Raw genomic sequence first — 14,433 nt, 5'->3', positions numbered from 1 at the left:
GATGCGCGTCGCCACCATCCCGCTGCAACAGACCACTGCGATCTCGATCCAGCGGGCGCAGCAGAAGCTGTCCGTCACCCAGGCACAGCTGTCGACCGGCAAGAAAGCCCCCGACCTCGCCGCGCTTGGGAGCGAGGCCGTGCGCACGCTGTCGGCCCACACGCTGCTCGCCAAGCAAGAGGCGCATGCGCAGAACGCGACCCGGCTCGGTACGACGCTCAGCCTGTACGAAACCTCAATCACCGCGATCGAGAACGGGTCGATGGAACTCGGCAACCGCATCGCAACCGCGGTCGGCACCCGCGAGTCTGCGGGCTTGGGCGAAGCGATCTCCGCCGCGTTCGACCAGTTCCGTTCGATGCTCAATACCAGCGAGGGCGGCCTCCCGCTGTTCGGTGGTGGCATTTCCGGCGAACCGTATACCGTATCAAAGGTCGAGGACCTGACGGGGTTGCCGGCGACGGATCACTTTGCCGACGGGACCGCCATCGCGCGCGCCCGCGTCGGGGACGGTCTCGACCTGAATTACGGGATCACGGCATCCGAACTCGGCACCGAAATGACCGAGGTCTATCGCAGCCTGGTCGAAGCCGGTCCCTATGGTGAGACCCTGACCGATGCCCAGAAGACCACGCTGACCAACATCAAGATCCAGCTGGACGACGCCGTCTCGGGAATCCGGCGCATCAACGCCGAGAACGGCCGCCGGCTCGCCCAGACCGATACGCTCATCGATCGCGCCAACGAACGCGCGCTGGTGCTCAAGGATGTGATCAGCCGCAATGAGGACGCCGACCTTGCTCAGGTCGCGATGGACCTCGCGATGCACAAGACCACGCTGGAGGCCAGCTACTCGGTCTTCACCCAGCTCAATGAACTCAGCTTGCTCAATTACATGCGGTGAGGATGTCGGGCGGACGCCGCCCCAATCCTCGCCAATGCCGAACTCAAGAACACAGAAAGCGAGTGTCGCATGAACGCGTTCACCAATCTCAAGATCGCCTACAAGGTCGCAGCGCTGATGCTGCTGCTCGGTGCGGTTACGTTGGGCCTCGTCCTCAACGGCGTCAGCTCGATCCGCTCGGTGGATCATAGCTACTCACAGCTCACCGACGTGACGCTGCCCAACAACACCGAGCTCGCGCGTGCCTATCAGGGCACGATCGACATGACGCTCGCCGGCTATCAGGTCATGGCCTATCCCGGCGCCAGCGCACAGGGCAAGGAAGCCGCCAGCCGCGAGCGCGAAGTCTATGACGCGACCACGAAGCGCCTGCGCGACTTGATGAAGGCGGAGCCGGCGACTGCCCCGACGATCGAAGCGATCCTCAAGGACGTGGACGGCCTTCACGGGCTGGTGTCCGAAGCGATCACGTTCGGGCAGACGGATCGCAATGAAGAAGCGCGGCTGAAGCTGGTCGAAGCGGATGCTGTCGCACTCAAGATCCGCACCGAACTGCGTCGCTTCACCACCGAGCGTTCCGAGAAGGCGAGCGCCGAGGCCGAAGCGCTGACCGCCTCGACCAATGCGACCAGCCTCTCGATGCTCGTCATCGGCCTGATCGGCGTTGTCGTGGCGATCGCCATCGGCATCTTCGTCGCGCGCCGTACGATCATCGCGCCGCTGCGTGGCCTTGAAGGCACGATGCGCGCACTTGCTGGCGGCGACAACAAGGTCGACGTGATCGGCACCGATCGCCGCGACGAAGTGGGCGAAATGGCCAAGGCCGTGCTCGTCTTCCGCGATAATGCGCAGGAACAGGAGCGCCTCGCTGCGGCCAAGGCGGCTGCCGATGCCGAGCAGAAGACCGTGATCGACACCGTCTCCTCGCACCTTGAGTCGCTGGCGCAGGGCGACCTGACGCGTCCGATCAACGCCCAGTTCAGCGGCTCCTACGCTGCGCTCAAGGACAATTTCAACGGCGCCCTGTCGTCGCTCAGCACGCTGCTGCAGTCGGTCAAGGAAAGCGTCCGGTCGATTGGCTCGGGATCGAGCGAGATCGAAGCGGCGTCCGAAGATCTCGCCCGCCGCACCGAAAGCGCCGCCGCCTCGCTTGAGGAAACCTCGGCAGCTGTCGCACAGATCAACGATCGCCTGCGCACCGGCGCTGCATCCGCGACCACCACCGTCGGCCGCGCCGATCAGGCAATGGTCACCGTCGGCACCGGTCGCGGCACCGCCGAGGAAGCCGTCGCAGCAATGGGCCGCGTCGCCGAAAGCGCCAAGGGCATCGACAGCGTGATCGAGGGCCTCGACAAGATTGCCTTCCAGACCCGCGTTCTCGCGATGAACGCCGCGGTCGAAGCGGGCCGCGCCGGCGAAGCGGGCCGTGGCTTTGCGGTCGTCGCCGATCTGGTCGGCCAGCTTGCGATGCGTTCGGAAGAAGAAGCCAAGCGCGCACGCGAACAGCTCACCGCCACCCAGAACGACGTCGAACTGGCGGTCGGTGCGGTCGAGCGCGTCGATGGCGCACTGGTCGGCATCTCGTCGGACGTGTCGGCCGTGCACGAACTGCTCAGCGCCATGGCGGTGGACAACCAGGCCCAGGCCGCTGCCGTCCAGCAGATCGCATCGGCAATCGGAACGATGGATGAATCGACGCAGCAGAATGCCGCGATGGTCGAAGAGACCTCGGCCGCTGCGCGCAGCCTGAACTCCGAAGTCCGGGTGCTTGGCGAACGCGCCGACAGCTTCCGCACCGCGACCAGCTCTGCGCCGAGTGCAGCTGCACCGGTCCGCCTGGCAAAGCCGGTGACGAAGGCCCCGGCCAAGCCGCGTGCGGCTGCGCCCGAGCCGAAGATCGCGCTCAAGACCATGCAGCAGCCCAGCGAGCGCGTCTATCAGTCGCCGGTCAAGCCGCTGCCAGCTGCAGCGATCCCCGCACTCGTCCGTCGCAACGACGAGTGGGACGAATTCTGATCCCCAAGCCGGCCGGGCATATCGCCCCGACCGTCTAACTCTCGCGGCGGTGCCTCCCCCGGCACCGCCGCTTTTCTTTTGTGGGGGGAGCGATTTCAGTTCCTCCCCTGAGCTTGCTCAGGGGAGGGGGACCGCCCGCGCAGCGGGTGGTGGAGGGGCGGCAGCGCAGACGGCCGTGAACAGTTCGGCAAAATTCCGCCGTCTTCGCGGCGGCCCCTCCGTCAGCGCTGCGCGCTGCCACCTCCCCTGCGGAGCAGGGGAGGAATGGAATGCACTACTGAGAGAGCGGATTACCCGCGCGCGAGCAGCAGCAGGTCGCCGTCGGCGGGGGCCTCGGACACGCCCGCCATCGCGGCGTCGAGTGCGGCGGGATTGACCGCGCCGGTGGACGAGGCGAGCGCGCCCAGCGCCTCGCCCGCCTTGGTCCCGCGCAATGCGGGCAAATAGCGTTTGCGCAGCGCGGCAAGGCCGGGCTCGTCGCCCAGCATCACCAGCGCGACCGCCTGACGCAGCACCGCACCGTTGCGACCGGCGGCCAGGACCGCGCGATTGGCATCGGCAAAGCGCGCCCAGTCGCGCGCCTGCCACAGCATTTCGGCGCGCAAATCATCGGCGGATTCGATCTGGTCGAGCATCGCCAGCGCGTCGCCGCGCCGCCCCATGCGCCAGGTCGCAATGACCTGCATCCGCCGCCGATCCTCGGCCATCGGCGCGGGATAGTCCGGACCTTCGCTGCGCTGAAGGATCGCCAGCACCTGATCGGGCTTGTCGGCAAGCAGCAGCAACCGGGCGATGCGGACCGACAGCGGCCCCTTGGCGATGTCGATCGCGCGGTTCTGCATCTGATGCTGCAACAACTCGGCGGCGCGGACATACAGGCCCGCGGCGGACAGACGATCGGCGAGCGTGCTGACGAGCAGATCGCCCGGCGCGCCGGTTGGCGATAGATCGCGATACTCCCAGAACAACCCCGCCGCCTGCGCGATCGGGCGCTTGGGGTCGTTGACCAGCGCCTGCAGGCCTGCCTGGATCCGGGTCAGCGTCGCGCCGGTTTGTGCGCCCAGGTCGAAATGCCGGAACAACGCTGCGGATGCGACGATCGCCATCACCGGATCCTGCGCGCGCTCGGCAATCTGCCATTTGAACTCGAGTGCGGCACGTTCGACGTCGCCACCGCGCCAGCGGAAGGTGAGGGCGTCGAGCCGCTTGGCCGCATCGCCGGGCTTGATCTTCCCGCGCGCAACCCCGTCGCGGATCAGCGCAAGCTCGGCCTCGGCGCGTTCGCCCGGCGTCCCCGACAGCATCACGCGTTCAAGCCGCAGCTTACCCGGCTCATGCTGGCCGGTCGCAAGCAGCGCGATCCCGCGCTGAAGATTGGCGGCGGAATGCTGATCAGGGAGCGCATTGAGAAAGCGCAATGCGCGGGCGTGATGGCCCGACCGGATCAGACCGGTGGCGGCATCAAGCATGAACGCGATCCGATCCGACCCGCGCCGTGCAAGGATCGCCGGCACCGCGCATTTGAGCAAGGCGCTGCCCGCCGCGCCGTCGATGACCGCCCGCGCGCGGATCTGCCAGGCACAGGCTTCGGGATCCGCCATCAATTCGGGCGCATTGAACCAGGTCAGCGCAGCGGCATCGCGGCCGGCCAGGACATTTGCCTTGCCGATCGCCAGCCGCCATGCCGGTACCATGTCGAGCGCGCTGTCGTCGCGCTGCATCGTTTCGAGGACGCCAAGCGCTTCGGCACCGCGCCGTCCGTCGATCAACGCCGTGGCCAGCTTCCAGCGTGCGGCCTGTCGCGTCTCCGCCGTGCTCCGCGCGATCAGCGACCAGGCGAGCGGAATGTCGATCGCGGGCCGCTCGCCGGGGGCTGTCCGCGGCATTTCGGCGAGTTGGGCGGCAAAAGGAGGCGGCTTGGCCACCGCTCCGCTGGGGGCGGGCTTGGCCGCCGCTGCCGGAGGATGCGCGCCATGCGCCGGGGCGGCGGGCTTGGGGTCGCCGGCAGCCACTGCGGCGCTTGCGGTCCCGGCAAGCAGGACCAGCGCGAGGATGCGGATGGGCCGTGTCATGCGCGCAGCAACAGCCACGCCTGAACCGCGCCGCCGATCAATGCTGCGGACAAAAACAGAAACGCGATGGTCGTGCGTGCCAGCCCCGGCTTGCGCGCCTGGCGCGGCTTGGCCCGACGCGGCGCGGGACCGGTCGCAAAGCCACCGCTCAGCGCGGGGCCCGCACTGCGCTGACGATCGGGGGCGGTGCCGCCGACGACGCGTATCCGTGCTGGCTTTTGATCGTGGCTCATTCAAATCCCAACAGGGGCAAGTCCCAACACGGGGTTTTCCACCTATTATAGGAAGATGGGGCCGGGTGCGGTCCCCGCTGCACGCCTTTGACGGAGACCCTATGCGCAGACCCGCTGCTCGACTGACTGCCGCTGCCGCACTGCTCGCCATAGCCGCGCCCGCTGGCGCCGCCGGTGGGGGCGGGGGCGATGCTGGCGTCGTCCCGCTGGGCAAGTTCCGCGTGCCGATCATCGATGCCGGACGCTTCGACGGCGACCTTGAGCTCGACCTTGCGATTACCCCGGCGGAAGGCGCCGATCCCGCCGAGCTTGGTACCGCCCAACCGGCATTGCGCGCGGCGGTGCTGTCGGCGCTGCTCGATTTTGCTCAGTTGAATGCCTCGCCGCGCGTCGCGGTGGATGCCGTGGCGCTGGCCAAGGCGCTCGATACCGCCGCGCACGCCGCCGATCCGCACGCCGGCCATGTACTGATTCTTGAGGTTCGGACCAGCCCCGCGCGCGGCGCCCCGTAAGCCGTTAGATCCCGCGCACCCCGGTCAGCGGGAGCACGTCGCGCATCACCCGGTCGATCGCGGTAACCAGCGCGTCATCGCCATCGCGGGTCGCCCGGCGGATCAGCGCTTCCAGACCCTCAACTGTGGTGCGACCGATCCGGCGCATATGATGCGGCGCCGACGCCTCTTCCAGAATGCGCAGCGCCGTACGCTCCAGCCGCGGGACGGCGCGGTCGGCAAAGTCGGGCCGAACGCGCTGGTCGGCGATGAAGATGGTGCCGAGCTTCGCCCCCTGTACGCCCAGCAGCGGGACTGCAGCATAGGCTCGCAGGGCGAGTGGGCCGGCGACGAAGCGGTTGTCAGCGAACTGCGGTTTGGCAGGCAGGTTGGTCTCGGCCATCGGGATCTGCGTTTCGACCACCCCGATGCACAGCGATTCCGAAAGCGGCACCGCGTCGAGATCGGCTCCGTGCAGCACCGGCAGCCAGCAGAATCCACTGTCAATCACGCTGACGCCCGCAATCGGGACGTCCATCGTGCGACACAGTTCCTGAATAAGCTCATGGAAACGCGGCGATTCACGCAGCGCAAGCAATCCCGATGCAAAAAGCGCAGCGCGACGCAGCGCATCTTCGCTCGACAAGGGCACATCGTCCGTGTCGGGGATCGTCACTGCAGTCTCCGCTTAAGAACCCCGCTTGTCGCAGAATGATCTTAGCCGGAGGCTTCTGTCAGTATTGTAGAACTACAGTAACGTTTTGCGGTCTCATCTTGACACGGATCGGGCGGGCTTGGCCGGAGTGGCGGCAGCTCCCTTTGGCTGGGCCATTCCACCACGGGCCAGCGCCATGCCGAGCGTTGCGGCCGCGTCGGGCGACATCGCCTGCATCATCAGCGCCGCATTGCGCTCACGCATGCGCTGCGCCACCTGGAACTGCACGTCGGCGCTCAGTTTCTCGAACACCGGCGCAGCCTTGGCGGGCTTCATCGCCTGGAAGATCCGGGCAAGGTCGCTGTAGCGCTTCTCCTCCGCCGGCGGCGCTGCATCGACCGCGCCTGGGGCGCCGGCTTCCGCTGCGGCCTTGCCCTCGGCGGCGGCTTTGGCCTCGGCTTCCTTCTGCTGGCGTTGCAGGCGCAGCCGCGCCGCCTTGAGCGCCTGTTCGCGCAGGTCCAGCGCGCGGCGCCGTTCGGCTTCCTTGCGCTGGGCATCGTTCAGTTCGCCCTCGATCTGGCTGCCAAGCCGCGTCTTGGGCACGGCGGATTCGCCAACCGCGACGGCCGCATCGACCCCGTTTGCGACGGCGCCAACCGTTGCGGCAAGCGCGGTGAGGAGCAGGAAGGGAACGCGCATCAGTACCGCTCCACCGGCTCGGCCCGGCGCGCCGCGGCGGCGGACTCGACCAGTCGTTCTGCGGTCGAATCGGCGATCTCGATCATCATCCGTAGCTCGTCCGCGACCGCCTTGGCGCGGGCCGCGTCGTGGGTGCCGCGGGCATATTGGGTCAGCGTCCCCTTGAGTTCCGACAGCACCAGCCGCGCCTGTACCGTCGCCTGGTCGAGCGTCGCGACGACCTGGCCCAGATCGTTGCGCTTCAATGCGTTGAGCGCGCGCATCATGCGGACGCTCTGGATGATCGTCACCGTGCAGAACAGCATCGTGAGCACGTTCGCTGCGAGCGAATAGGTCATGCGCGCATCTCCTTGGCGATGTCGGATACCAGTCGGACGGCGACCTTGTTGGAACGCTGGCCGATCTGGGCGCGGCCAATCGTGACGCCGCCGCATTGCATGTCGAGAGGCTGGTCGGGGTCCGCAAATAGCGGGATCGTCTGCCCGACCTTGAAGTCGCGCACCGCGCCCAGCGCCATTTCGCGCTCGCCCAGCACAACGTCGAGCGTTACGTCCACCTTGCGCACTTCGGACGCCATATGGACTTCCCAGATCGTGTCGCGGCCCAGCTTTTCGCCCATGAACCGCTGGTTGAGCAGATGCCGGACCGGTTCGATCGTCGCATAGGGCAGTAGAATGCTGAAATTCCCGCCGCGCTCGTCCATGCTGACGCGGAAGGTCGCGACCGCGCACACGTTCGTGGTGCCGGCGATCGCGACGAAGCGCGGACTGCTTTCGACACGCTCCAGCTCGATCGTGGTCGGAGTGATCGGGGCCATCGACGTCGACAGATCGGTCAGCACATGCCCCAGCATGCGCGAAACCAGATCGGTCTCGATCGTGGTAAAGCCGCGACCATCGATCATCACCTGATCGCCACCGCCGCGGCGCCCGCCCAGCAGTGCATCGACCACGGCATAGATCAGGCTCGAATCGACCGAAACCAGCCCGTAATTCTCCCACTCCTCGACGCGGAACACGCCGATCATCGCGGGCAGCATGATATGGTTGAGATAGTCGCCGAAACGGATCGAGGTCACCTCTTCAAGGCTGACGTCAATCGCGTCGGAGGTGAGGTTGCGCATCGAGGTCGCGAAGATGCGGACCATCCGGTCGAACACGACTTCCAGCATCGGCAGCCGTTCGCGGCTGATGACGTTGGATTCGATGACCGCGCGCAGCCCTTCCTTCGGCTGGCCGAACCCGCCGACCTGACCGAACAGCGCGTCGATGCCCGCCTGGTCGAGCAGCGCGTCCGCGTCCGGATCGAACTTGGGCGGCTCGGGAAGCTCGAAATCCTCGAAATCGTCGCTCATTGCTGCACCAGATCCTGGATCAGGACGTCCTTGACCTGATTCGGCCCCAGCGTCTGGGTCGCGCGGACCAGCAGCTCTTCCTTGACGCGATAGACTGCGCCCGACCCGTTCAGGTCCTCGGGGCGCAGCTCGCGCAGAAATGGCTGATAGGCGTCGATGAGCAAGGGGAGCTTGCCCTGAAGTTTCTCGACCGTGCTTGCCGAGCCCGGCACCAGCACGATGTGAACCTTGAGGAAGCGTGCCGCGCCATCCGCGCTGCGCAGGTTCACGACCAGCGGCGGCACGTCCAGATAGGCGCCGCCCTTGCCGTCCTTGCCGCCCTTTTCGTCGCCGCCCTCGGCCTCGGCTTCCGCCTCAGCTTCGGCTTCGCCATCTTCACCCTCGGCAGTTTTTGCCGCCGGCTTGTCCGACCCCATCAGGAAAAAGGCTGCGCCACCGCCGCCGCCGCCCAGCACCAGCACGGCCGCGCCGATGATGATCATCAGCTTCTTCTTGCCGCCCTTGGGCTTGGCAGGCGCCTCGCCGTCCTTCGCCTCGACGATGATGTCGTCGCTCATTGTCTGTGCCCCAATCTCTTTGCCCATCCGCGACCGGACCGGCTGAATGTTCCTATTATAGGGGAGTGGGGCGGCAACATTTGCCTAGCCGCAAAAAACTTGGACGAATTTTTTGAAGGGCGGTCGCGATGGATATCTCATCCTATGTGCTGCTGAGTCACAATCAGGCGCTCCGGCGTCGGCTCGACGTGAGCGCGAATAATATGGCCAATATTTCGACGGCCGGATTCAAGCGCGAGGCACCGGTGTTCCGCGAATATGTGGAGCAGGCGGGCGGCGGCACGAATGCGCCGGTCAAGACGACGTCGATGGTGCTCGATTATGGCGCGGTGCATGACCAGAGTGCTGGCGCATTCCTTGCGACCGGCAATCCGATCGACGTGATGATCGATGGCCCGGGCTATCTCGCGGTCGAAACGCCCGAGGGTGGCACCGCCTATACACGCGCGGGCTATCTAAGGGTCGGCGAGGACGGCACGCTGGAGACGGCGGGCGGGCTCGCTTTGCTCGGCGAAGGCGGACGGCCGATCACCATTCCGCCCGAACAGGCGGGACAGGTCAGCATCGGCAAGGACGGCACGGTCAGCGCGGGCGATGCCCAGGTCGGGCGCGTCGCGGTGACGGTGTTCGACGATGAACGCATGGTCGATCCGCGCGGCGACGGCACCTTCACCGGTACCGGGGGGCGCGAGCTGGCCGCTGCCGACACCAAGCTGAAGAGCGGCGGGGTCGAAGGATCGAACGTCCAGGCAATCGTCGAGACCACCAACATGGTCGAGATCCTGCGCGCTTATCAGACCAGCATGAAGATGTCGGAGTCGCTGGGCGACATGCGCAAGTCCGCGATCGACAAGCTTGGCCGCTTCGGCTGACCCCATTTCCACGGAGACTGATCCATGCGTACCCTCTCCATCGCCGGCACGGGCATGCTCGCGCAGCAGACCAATGTCGATGTCATCTCGAACAACATCGCGAACATGAACACGACGGCGTACAAGCGCCAGCGTGCCGAGTTTCAGGACCTGCTCTACCAGCAGGTCACCCGCCCCGGCGGCGCGTCCGGACCCGACAGCCGCGTGCCGACCGGCATCCAGATCGGCGCGGGCGTCAAGACCGGCGGCGTGTATCGCATCGCCACCCAAGGCGCGATGACCCAGACCGACAACCGCTATGACGTGGCGATCCAGGGGCGCGGCTATTTCGCGATCACCATGCCCTCGGGCGAGACCGCCTATACCCGCGACGGGTCGTTCCAGCTGTCCGACCAGGGCGAGTTGGTCAACGCCGACGGCTTCGCGGTCCAGCCGGGGATCACCATCCCCGCCGAGGCGATCGACGTCACCATCTCCAAGTCGGGCGAGGTTCAGGTGATCCTGGCCGGCCAGCCCGAGCCGCAGAATGTCGGCCAGCTTCAGCTCGCGACCTTTATCAATGAAGCCGGGCTCGAGGCGCAGGGCGGCAACCTCTATCTGGAAACCGCCGCATCGGGTCAGCCGACCATCGCCAATCCGGGCGAGCCGGGCTTCGGCGCGCTGCAACAGGGCTTTGTCGAGGCGTCGAACGTCAATCCGGTGGCTGAAATCACCGCGCTGATTACCGCGCAGCGCGCCTATGAAATGAACAGCCGCGTCGTGAAGACTGCGGACGAGATGCTGGCCACCACCAGCCAGCTGCGCTGATGATCTACCGCATCGCCTTTATCGCCGCAGCTTTGCTGCCGGTCCCGGCTCCCGCTCAGACGCCCGCGCCTACACCCGCACCCGTGCGCGTTGCGCCCGAACAGGTCGAGGTCGCCGTGCTCGTGCGACCGGTCCAGCGCGGCGAGATCCTGTCCGCCGACGACTTCGTCTATGAAAAGCGCTCGCCCAACATGGGCCGCGGCGCGATCGAGGCTGAAGCCGCCAAAGGGCTGGAAGCGGTCCGCCCGCTCTCGCCCGGATCGGTCGTCCGGATCAGCGACATCATCACCCCGCGGCTGGTCCGCCGGGGGGAGCCGGTGCTGATCGCCTACAAGACCGGCGCGCTCACCATCACCACCCAGGGCCGCGCCCTGGCCAGCGCGGGCGCGGGCGAACCGGTCCGCGTCGTCACTTCGTCCACCCAGCGCACGCTCGACGGCTTTGTCGCCGGCAACGGGCTGGTCCGCATCGCATATTGAGGGAGTTGACCCCATGAAGAAGATCATTCTCGCCATCACCGCCGCCAGCCTGGTTGCCGGCTGCGGCAGCGTCGGACGCCTCGGCCGCATCGGCAAGGCACCCAAGATGACCGCTCCTGAAGAGATGGCGATGCCCGGCGGCGAACGCTCGCTCGGCACGCCGGGCCTGCGCAGCGGGGACGCGGTCGCGGCCGTGACGGGCGCTCCGTCGGCACCCGGCGTCGTGCCCGCACCGGCACCTGCCGCCTCCGCCTCGCTGTTTCGTGCCGGCGCGGGTGCGTTCTTCAGCGATCAGCGTGCGGCCCGCATGGGCGACATCCTGACGATCAAGATCAACATCGCCGACAAGGCGGAGGTGGGGAACAACACCTCGCGCGTCCGCACCGGCTCGGAAAGCGCCAGCATCGCCTCGCTGCTCGGCCTCGAAAAGTTGCTGCCCAAGTCGCTTAACCCGGCCAACCTCGCCAGCACCGACAGCAAGTCGCAGTCGGGCGGCGGCGGCAATATCAGCCGGTCCGAAACGATCAACATGACCATGTCGGCGATCGTCACCAACGTCTTCCCCAACGGCAATCTCGGCATTCGGGGCCGTCAGGAAGTGCGCGTGAACAACGAGTTGCGCGAACTGGTGGTCAGCGGTGTGGTCCGCCCGCAGGACATCGGCCGCGACAATGCCGTGCGCCACAGCCAGATCGCCGAGGCGCGGATCAGCTATGGTGGCCGCGGACAGCTCTCCGACGCGCAGCAGGCGCGCTGGGGCCAGCAGATTTACGACGCGCTCTTCCCGTTCTGAGGACGCCGTACTGAGTTTTGCCTGCCCCAGCCGGGGGGCCGAGGGCGGGCAAGCCCCTTTCCCAGCCGGGGGGCCGAGGAAAGGGAAGGGAGGCGCAGAAGCGCCGCCGTTCCAAAGAGGGGGAGGGAGAAACCCTCCCCCTTTTTTGTTGCCCCCAGCGGCGCAGTCGTTTGCGGGGGATGGTCCCTGAACTGGTTCAGGGCCACGATGGACAGTCGAGAGGGGCCGGTTGGCGTCGCTTGTCGGTCAGTTGTCCGCGCACCCCTTCAACCGCCTGTGGTATTTGATGAAGTCGAAATAACTGCGCCCCTCGCGGACCTCCAGGATGTTCTGCCCGGAGAAGGTGACCAACCAATAGCTCGTATCGATCTGGTAGCCTGCGGGCTCGATCTGCATCGGGTCGAAACTGCCCTCGCGCTCTGGGAACCAGCGGTCGCGCTGTAGCCCGATGACATACAGCGCCTTGGCGTCCTTCGCCTTGCGTTTGCCCACCGGCCAGACCATCGTGATGCGCAGCGGCTTGTTGTCTGGCTTGCCATGCGCGGTCGTCATGCTGCGGATAAACGCGGCGCGCTCGCCAAATTCGACATGTCCGAAATCGTCGCTGAAATAGAGCGGCCAGAGGTCGAAATCCGGCTTCGCACCGGTCATTTGCGCGACCGCTGTCTCGATTGTCGCGCATGCCCTGGACGGATCATGCGGCGGGATCTTCACCCAGCTGGTCGCCTGTGCCGTCGAGAGCATCACGAGCGATGCAGCGACTAGGGTCCAACGCAGCCGAATCGTCCAATCCCCTCAGCTTTCATCCTCGCCAACACTGCGCCCGGCCTTCAGCGCTTCGTGCCGGTCGATCGATTTCTGGATATGCCGCCGCGCCGCGCGCCGGGCCGCCGCCGGATCACCCGCCGCGATCGCCGAATAGATCGCCTCATGATCGCGGTTGATCATGCGGGCGTAGCGCTGGTGCTTCTTGGTGTCGTTGCCCTGCAGAGCCAGCTTGCGCGAGGGCACCAGCCGCACGCCGAGAAACTGGGTGAAGCGCACGAAATAGGCGTTGCCGGTCGCGCGCGCGATGGCCGCGTGGAACGCCGCGTCGGCGGCGACCGATCCCTCCGCCTCGGTGCTTGCATCCATCGCCGCCAGCGCAGCGCGGATATCCTCAAGATCGGTGTCGGTGCGTCGCTGGGCGGCAAGGTCGGCCATTTCCGCCTCGAACCCCATGCGCATTTCCAGCAGGCGCAGGACGTCGTCGATCGCGTTGACCTCGTCCGGCGTCACCTGGAACGCGCGATACTGCGCACCTTCGGCGACATAGGCGCCCGACCCGCGCCGCGAGACGAGCAGCCCGCGCGCGGCGAGGCGCGAATAGGCTTCGCGCACCACGGTACGGCTGACCCCGAAACTCTCGGTAATCGCCTTCTCGGTCGGGAAGCGCGAGCCCGGCGGCATCTCTCCGCGTTCGATCTGTTCCTCGAACCGCTGGACAAGATCGTCGGCCAGCGATGCCGCCTTGGTCACCGTCATCACCGGACGGATAGCATTGCCCACAGGCATATGACTAGGGTTTGAAATCAGGGTGTTGCTGCTGGACATAGGCGTGCCAATCGGGTTCGCGCTTGAAATCGGGACCGCCGCTCCACGCCGCGCCGGCATAATAGACAAAGGGTCTGCCCGGGGTGACCCGGACGAGGATCAGGTAATTGTCGGCATCCTCAGCAAAGCCGACGAACGCCGCCGGATCGACCATCACCGCCGCCGCCATCGCGCCCTTGCCCGGATTGTCCGGCCCCCACCAGACCAGCCGCGCAGAGTCCGCGTCCTTGCGGATGCTGCCCAGCGTGGTGCCGGTGGGGCGTTTCGACAGGCCGATCGCGACGGTCAGCGGCTCGGCGCTGCTCGATGCGATCGTCGATGTCATCCGGATGAAGTTGCTGCCCGGTGCCAGCGCGAATTGCCGCGTTTCGGCGACGCTGCGCGCGGTGTCGACCGGCCAGGCGGGATAATCGACGCTGAACGCCGCGCGATCCGGTCCGGCGCTGGCGATGCGCGGGTTCACATAATTCCGCGAGGTCCACAGCTTGTTGTCGTGCCAGATGCCAAGCCCCCCGACCCCGCGCCCGGTGCCGACATTGTAGAAATCGACGCCCTCGCCCTGGTCCTGATGCTGGTCACCGGTGCGCAGCTGGCGGTCCATGAACGGCCAGCGCACGCGCTTGCCCCACGCATCGATGCCGGAAGAGGAGGGCGGCTCGGCAGCCTCAAGCGGGCGCCCATAGATGCGGAACGCGATCCGGTCATTTTCGAACAACAGGTCGCCAAAGCGATACTCGGCGATCGATACCGCCGCACGCGCCGTCTGCTCCGCCGCCGTCGCGGGGCGCAGTGGCTTATGCTCCTGCGCCGACGCCGCATGGGCGGCCAGCAGCGCGAGCGCGGCGATGCGCAACGACACCCGTCCTATTCGCGCTTCCGACATCCAACCCCCTCGACTATAGTCTAGT

The 14,433-nt window shown here is 66.7% G+C and carries 17 protein-coding genes; 7 read left to right on the top strand and 10 right to left on the bottom strand.

The genetic code is table 11. The features are described 5' to 3' along the window. The first annotated feature begins 1 nt into the window (after window position 1). The gene (locus K9B35_RS13520) at window positions 2-904 is read left to right on the top strand and encodes a flagellin (protein ID WP_224922379.1); all 903 of its coding nucleotides are present in this window, start codon (window positions 2-4) and stop codon (window positions 902-904) included. A gap of 69 nt (window positions 905-973) precedes the next feature. Next, the gene (locus tag K9B35_RS13515) at window positions 974-2,920 is read left to right on the top strand and encodes a methyl-accepting chemotaxis protein (protein ID WP_224922378.1); all 1,947 of its coding nucleotides are present in this window, start codon (window positions 974-976) and stop codon (window positions 2,918-2,920) included. 290 nt (window positions 2,921-3,210) lie between these two features. On the opposite strand, the gene K9B35_RS13510 is transcribed toward K9B35_RS13515, so the two are convergent. Both K9B35_RS13510 and K9B35_RS13505 read right to left on the bottom strand, forming a co-directional pair. After that, entirely contained in the window at window positions 3,211-4,992 is a 1,782-nt protein-coding gene (locus K9B35_RS13510) for an endoglucanase (protein WP_224922377.1), read from the bottom strand. Further along, the gene (locus tag K9B35_RS13505; protein ID WP_224922376.1) at window positions 4,989-5,225 is read right to left on the bottom strand and encodes a hypothetical protein; all 237 of its coding nucleotides are present in this window, start codon (window positions 5,223-5,225) and stop codon (window positions 4,989-4,991) included. The genes K9B35_RS13510 and K9B35_RS13505 overlap by 4 nt, the downstream gene beginning before the upstream one ends. A 101-nt stretch (window positions 5,226-5,326) precedes the next feature. Between K9B35_RS13505 and K9B35_RS13500 the strand changes: the two genes are divergently transcribed. Then, window positions 5,327-5,737 carry a hypothetical protein gene (locus K9B35_RS13500; protein ID WP_224922375.1) on the top strand — a complete coding sequence of 137 codons (411 nt, stop codon included), beginning with the start codon at window positions 5,327-5,329 and terminating at the stop codon, window positions 5,735-5,737. A gap of 4 nt (window positions 5,738-5,741) precedes the next feature. Here K9B35_RS13500 and K9B35_RS13495 read toward each other — a convergent pair whose 3' ends face one another. The 5 genes from K9B35_RS13495 to K9B35_RS13475 all read right to left on the bottom strand — a co-directional run bounded on the left by K9B35_RS13495 (window position 5,742) and on the right by K9B35_RS13475 (window position 8,981). Continuing rightward, window positions 5,742-6,392 carry a GAF domain-containing protein gene (locus tag K9B35_RS13495; protein WP_224922374.1) on the bottom strand — a complete coding sequence of 217 codons (651 nt, stop codon included), beginning with the start codon at window positions 6,390-6,392 and terminating at the stop codon, window positions 5,742-5,744. A 93-nt stretch (window positions 6,393-6,485) separates the two neighbouring features. Further along, complete coding sequence (locus tag K9B35_RS13490) at window positions 6,486-7,070, bottom strand: MotE family protein (protein WP_224922373.1); 585 nt, start codon at window positions 7,068-7,070, stop codon at window positions 6,486-6,488. Continuing rightward, entirely contained in the window at window positions 7,070-7,408 is a 339-nt protein-coding gene (locus K9B35_RS13485; RefSeq protein WP_224922372.1) for a DUF6468 domain-containing protein, read from the bottom strand. Before K9B35_RS13485 ends, K9B35_RS13490 begins: the two co-directional genes overlap by 1 nt. Further along, window positions 7,405-8,424 carry a flagellar motor switch protein FliM gene (fliM, locus tag K9B35_RS13480; protein ID WP_224922371.1) on the bottom strand — a complete coding sequence of 340 codons (1,020 nt, stop codon included), beginning with the start codon at window positions 8,422-8,424 and terminating at the stop codon, window positions 7,405-7,407. The genes K9B35_RS13485 and fliM overlap by 4 nt, the downstream gene beginning before the upstream one ends. After that, complete coding sequence (locus K9B35_RS13475; protein ID WP_224922370.1) at window positions 8,421-8,981, bottom strand: flagellar basal body-associated FliL family protein; 561 nt, start codon at window positions 8,979-8,981, stop codon at window positions 8,421-8,423. The genes fliM and K9B35_RS13475 overlap by 4 nt, the downstream gene beginning before the upstream one ends. Before the next feature lie 128 nt (window positions 8,982-9,109). Between K9B35_RS13475 and K9B35_RS13470 the strand changes: the two genes are divergently transcribed. From K9B35_RS13470 to flgH, 4 genes are read left to right on the top strand one after another with little or no spacing between them, the layout of a single operon-like run. Then, entirely contained in the window at window positions 9,110-9,853 is a 744-nt protein-coding gene (locus tag K9B35_RS13470; RefSeq protein WP_224922369.1) for a flagellar hook basal-body protein, read from the top strand. 24 nt (window positions 9,854-9,877) lie between these two features. Next, window positions 9,878-10,660, top strand: coding sequence for a flagellar basal-body rod protein FlgG (flgG, locus tag K9B35_RS13465; protein WP_224922368.1), 783 nt, complete (start codon window positions 9,878-9,880; stop codon window positions 10,658-10,660). Further along, window positions 10,660-11,139, top strand: a complete 480-nt coding sequence (flgA, locus tag K9B35_RS13460; RefSeq protein WP_224922367.1) for a flagellar basal body P-ring formation chaperone FlgA — start codon at window positions 10,660-10,662, stop codon at window positions 11,137-11,139. Before flgG ends, flgA begins: the two co-directional genes overlap by 1 nt. Before the next feature lie 13 nt (window positions 11,140-11,152). Next, window positions 11,153-11,932 (top strand): flagellar basal body L-ring protein FlgH, encoded by a 780-nt coding sequence (flgH, locus tag K9B35_RS13455; protein ID WP_224922366.1) that lies wholly within the window; start codon window positions 11,153-11,155, stop codon window positions 11,930-11,932. 246 nt (window positions 11,933-12,178) lie between these two features. Here the strand turns inward: flgH and K9B35_RS13450 are convergent, their stop codons facing one another. The 3 genes from K9B35_RS13450 to K9B35_RS13440 are packed head-to-tail and all read right to left on the bottom strand — an operon-like array spanning window position 12,179 to window position 14,408. Beyond that, window positions 12,179-12,679: a hypothetical protein gene (locus tag K9B35_RS13450; protein ID WP_224922365.1), complete on the bottom strand. Its 501-nt coding sequence runs from the start codon at window positions 12,677-12,679 to the stop codon at window positions 12,179-12,181. Window positions 12,680-12,727: 48 nt separating this feature from the next. Then, complete coding sequence (locus K9B35_RS13445) at window positions 12,728-13,486, bottom strand: FadR/GntR family transcriptional regulator (protein WP_224922364.1); 759 nt, start codon at window positions 13,484-13,486, stop codon at window positions 12,728-12,730. A gap of 4 nt (window positions 13,487-13,490) precedes the next feature. Next, window positions 13,491-14,408, bottom strand: coding sequence for a DUF4861 family protein (locus K9B35_RS13440; RefSeq protein WP_224922363.1), 918 nt, complete (start codon window positions 14,406-14,408; stop codon window positions 13,491-13,493). Window positions 14,409-14,433 lie beyond the last annotated feature (25 nt).

It is taken from the genome of Sphingomonas sp. R647 (assembly GCF_020177055.1).
In the GTDB taxonomy this organism is placed as follows: domain Bacteria; phylum Pseudomonadota; class Alphaproteobacteria; order Sphingomonadales; family Sphingomonadaceae; genus Sphingomonas.
Note: the sequence above shows the minus strand (reverse complement) of the source record. Positions and strands in the feature narration are given on the sequence as shown.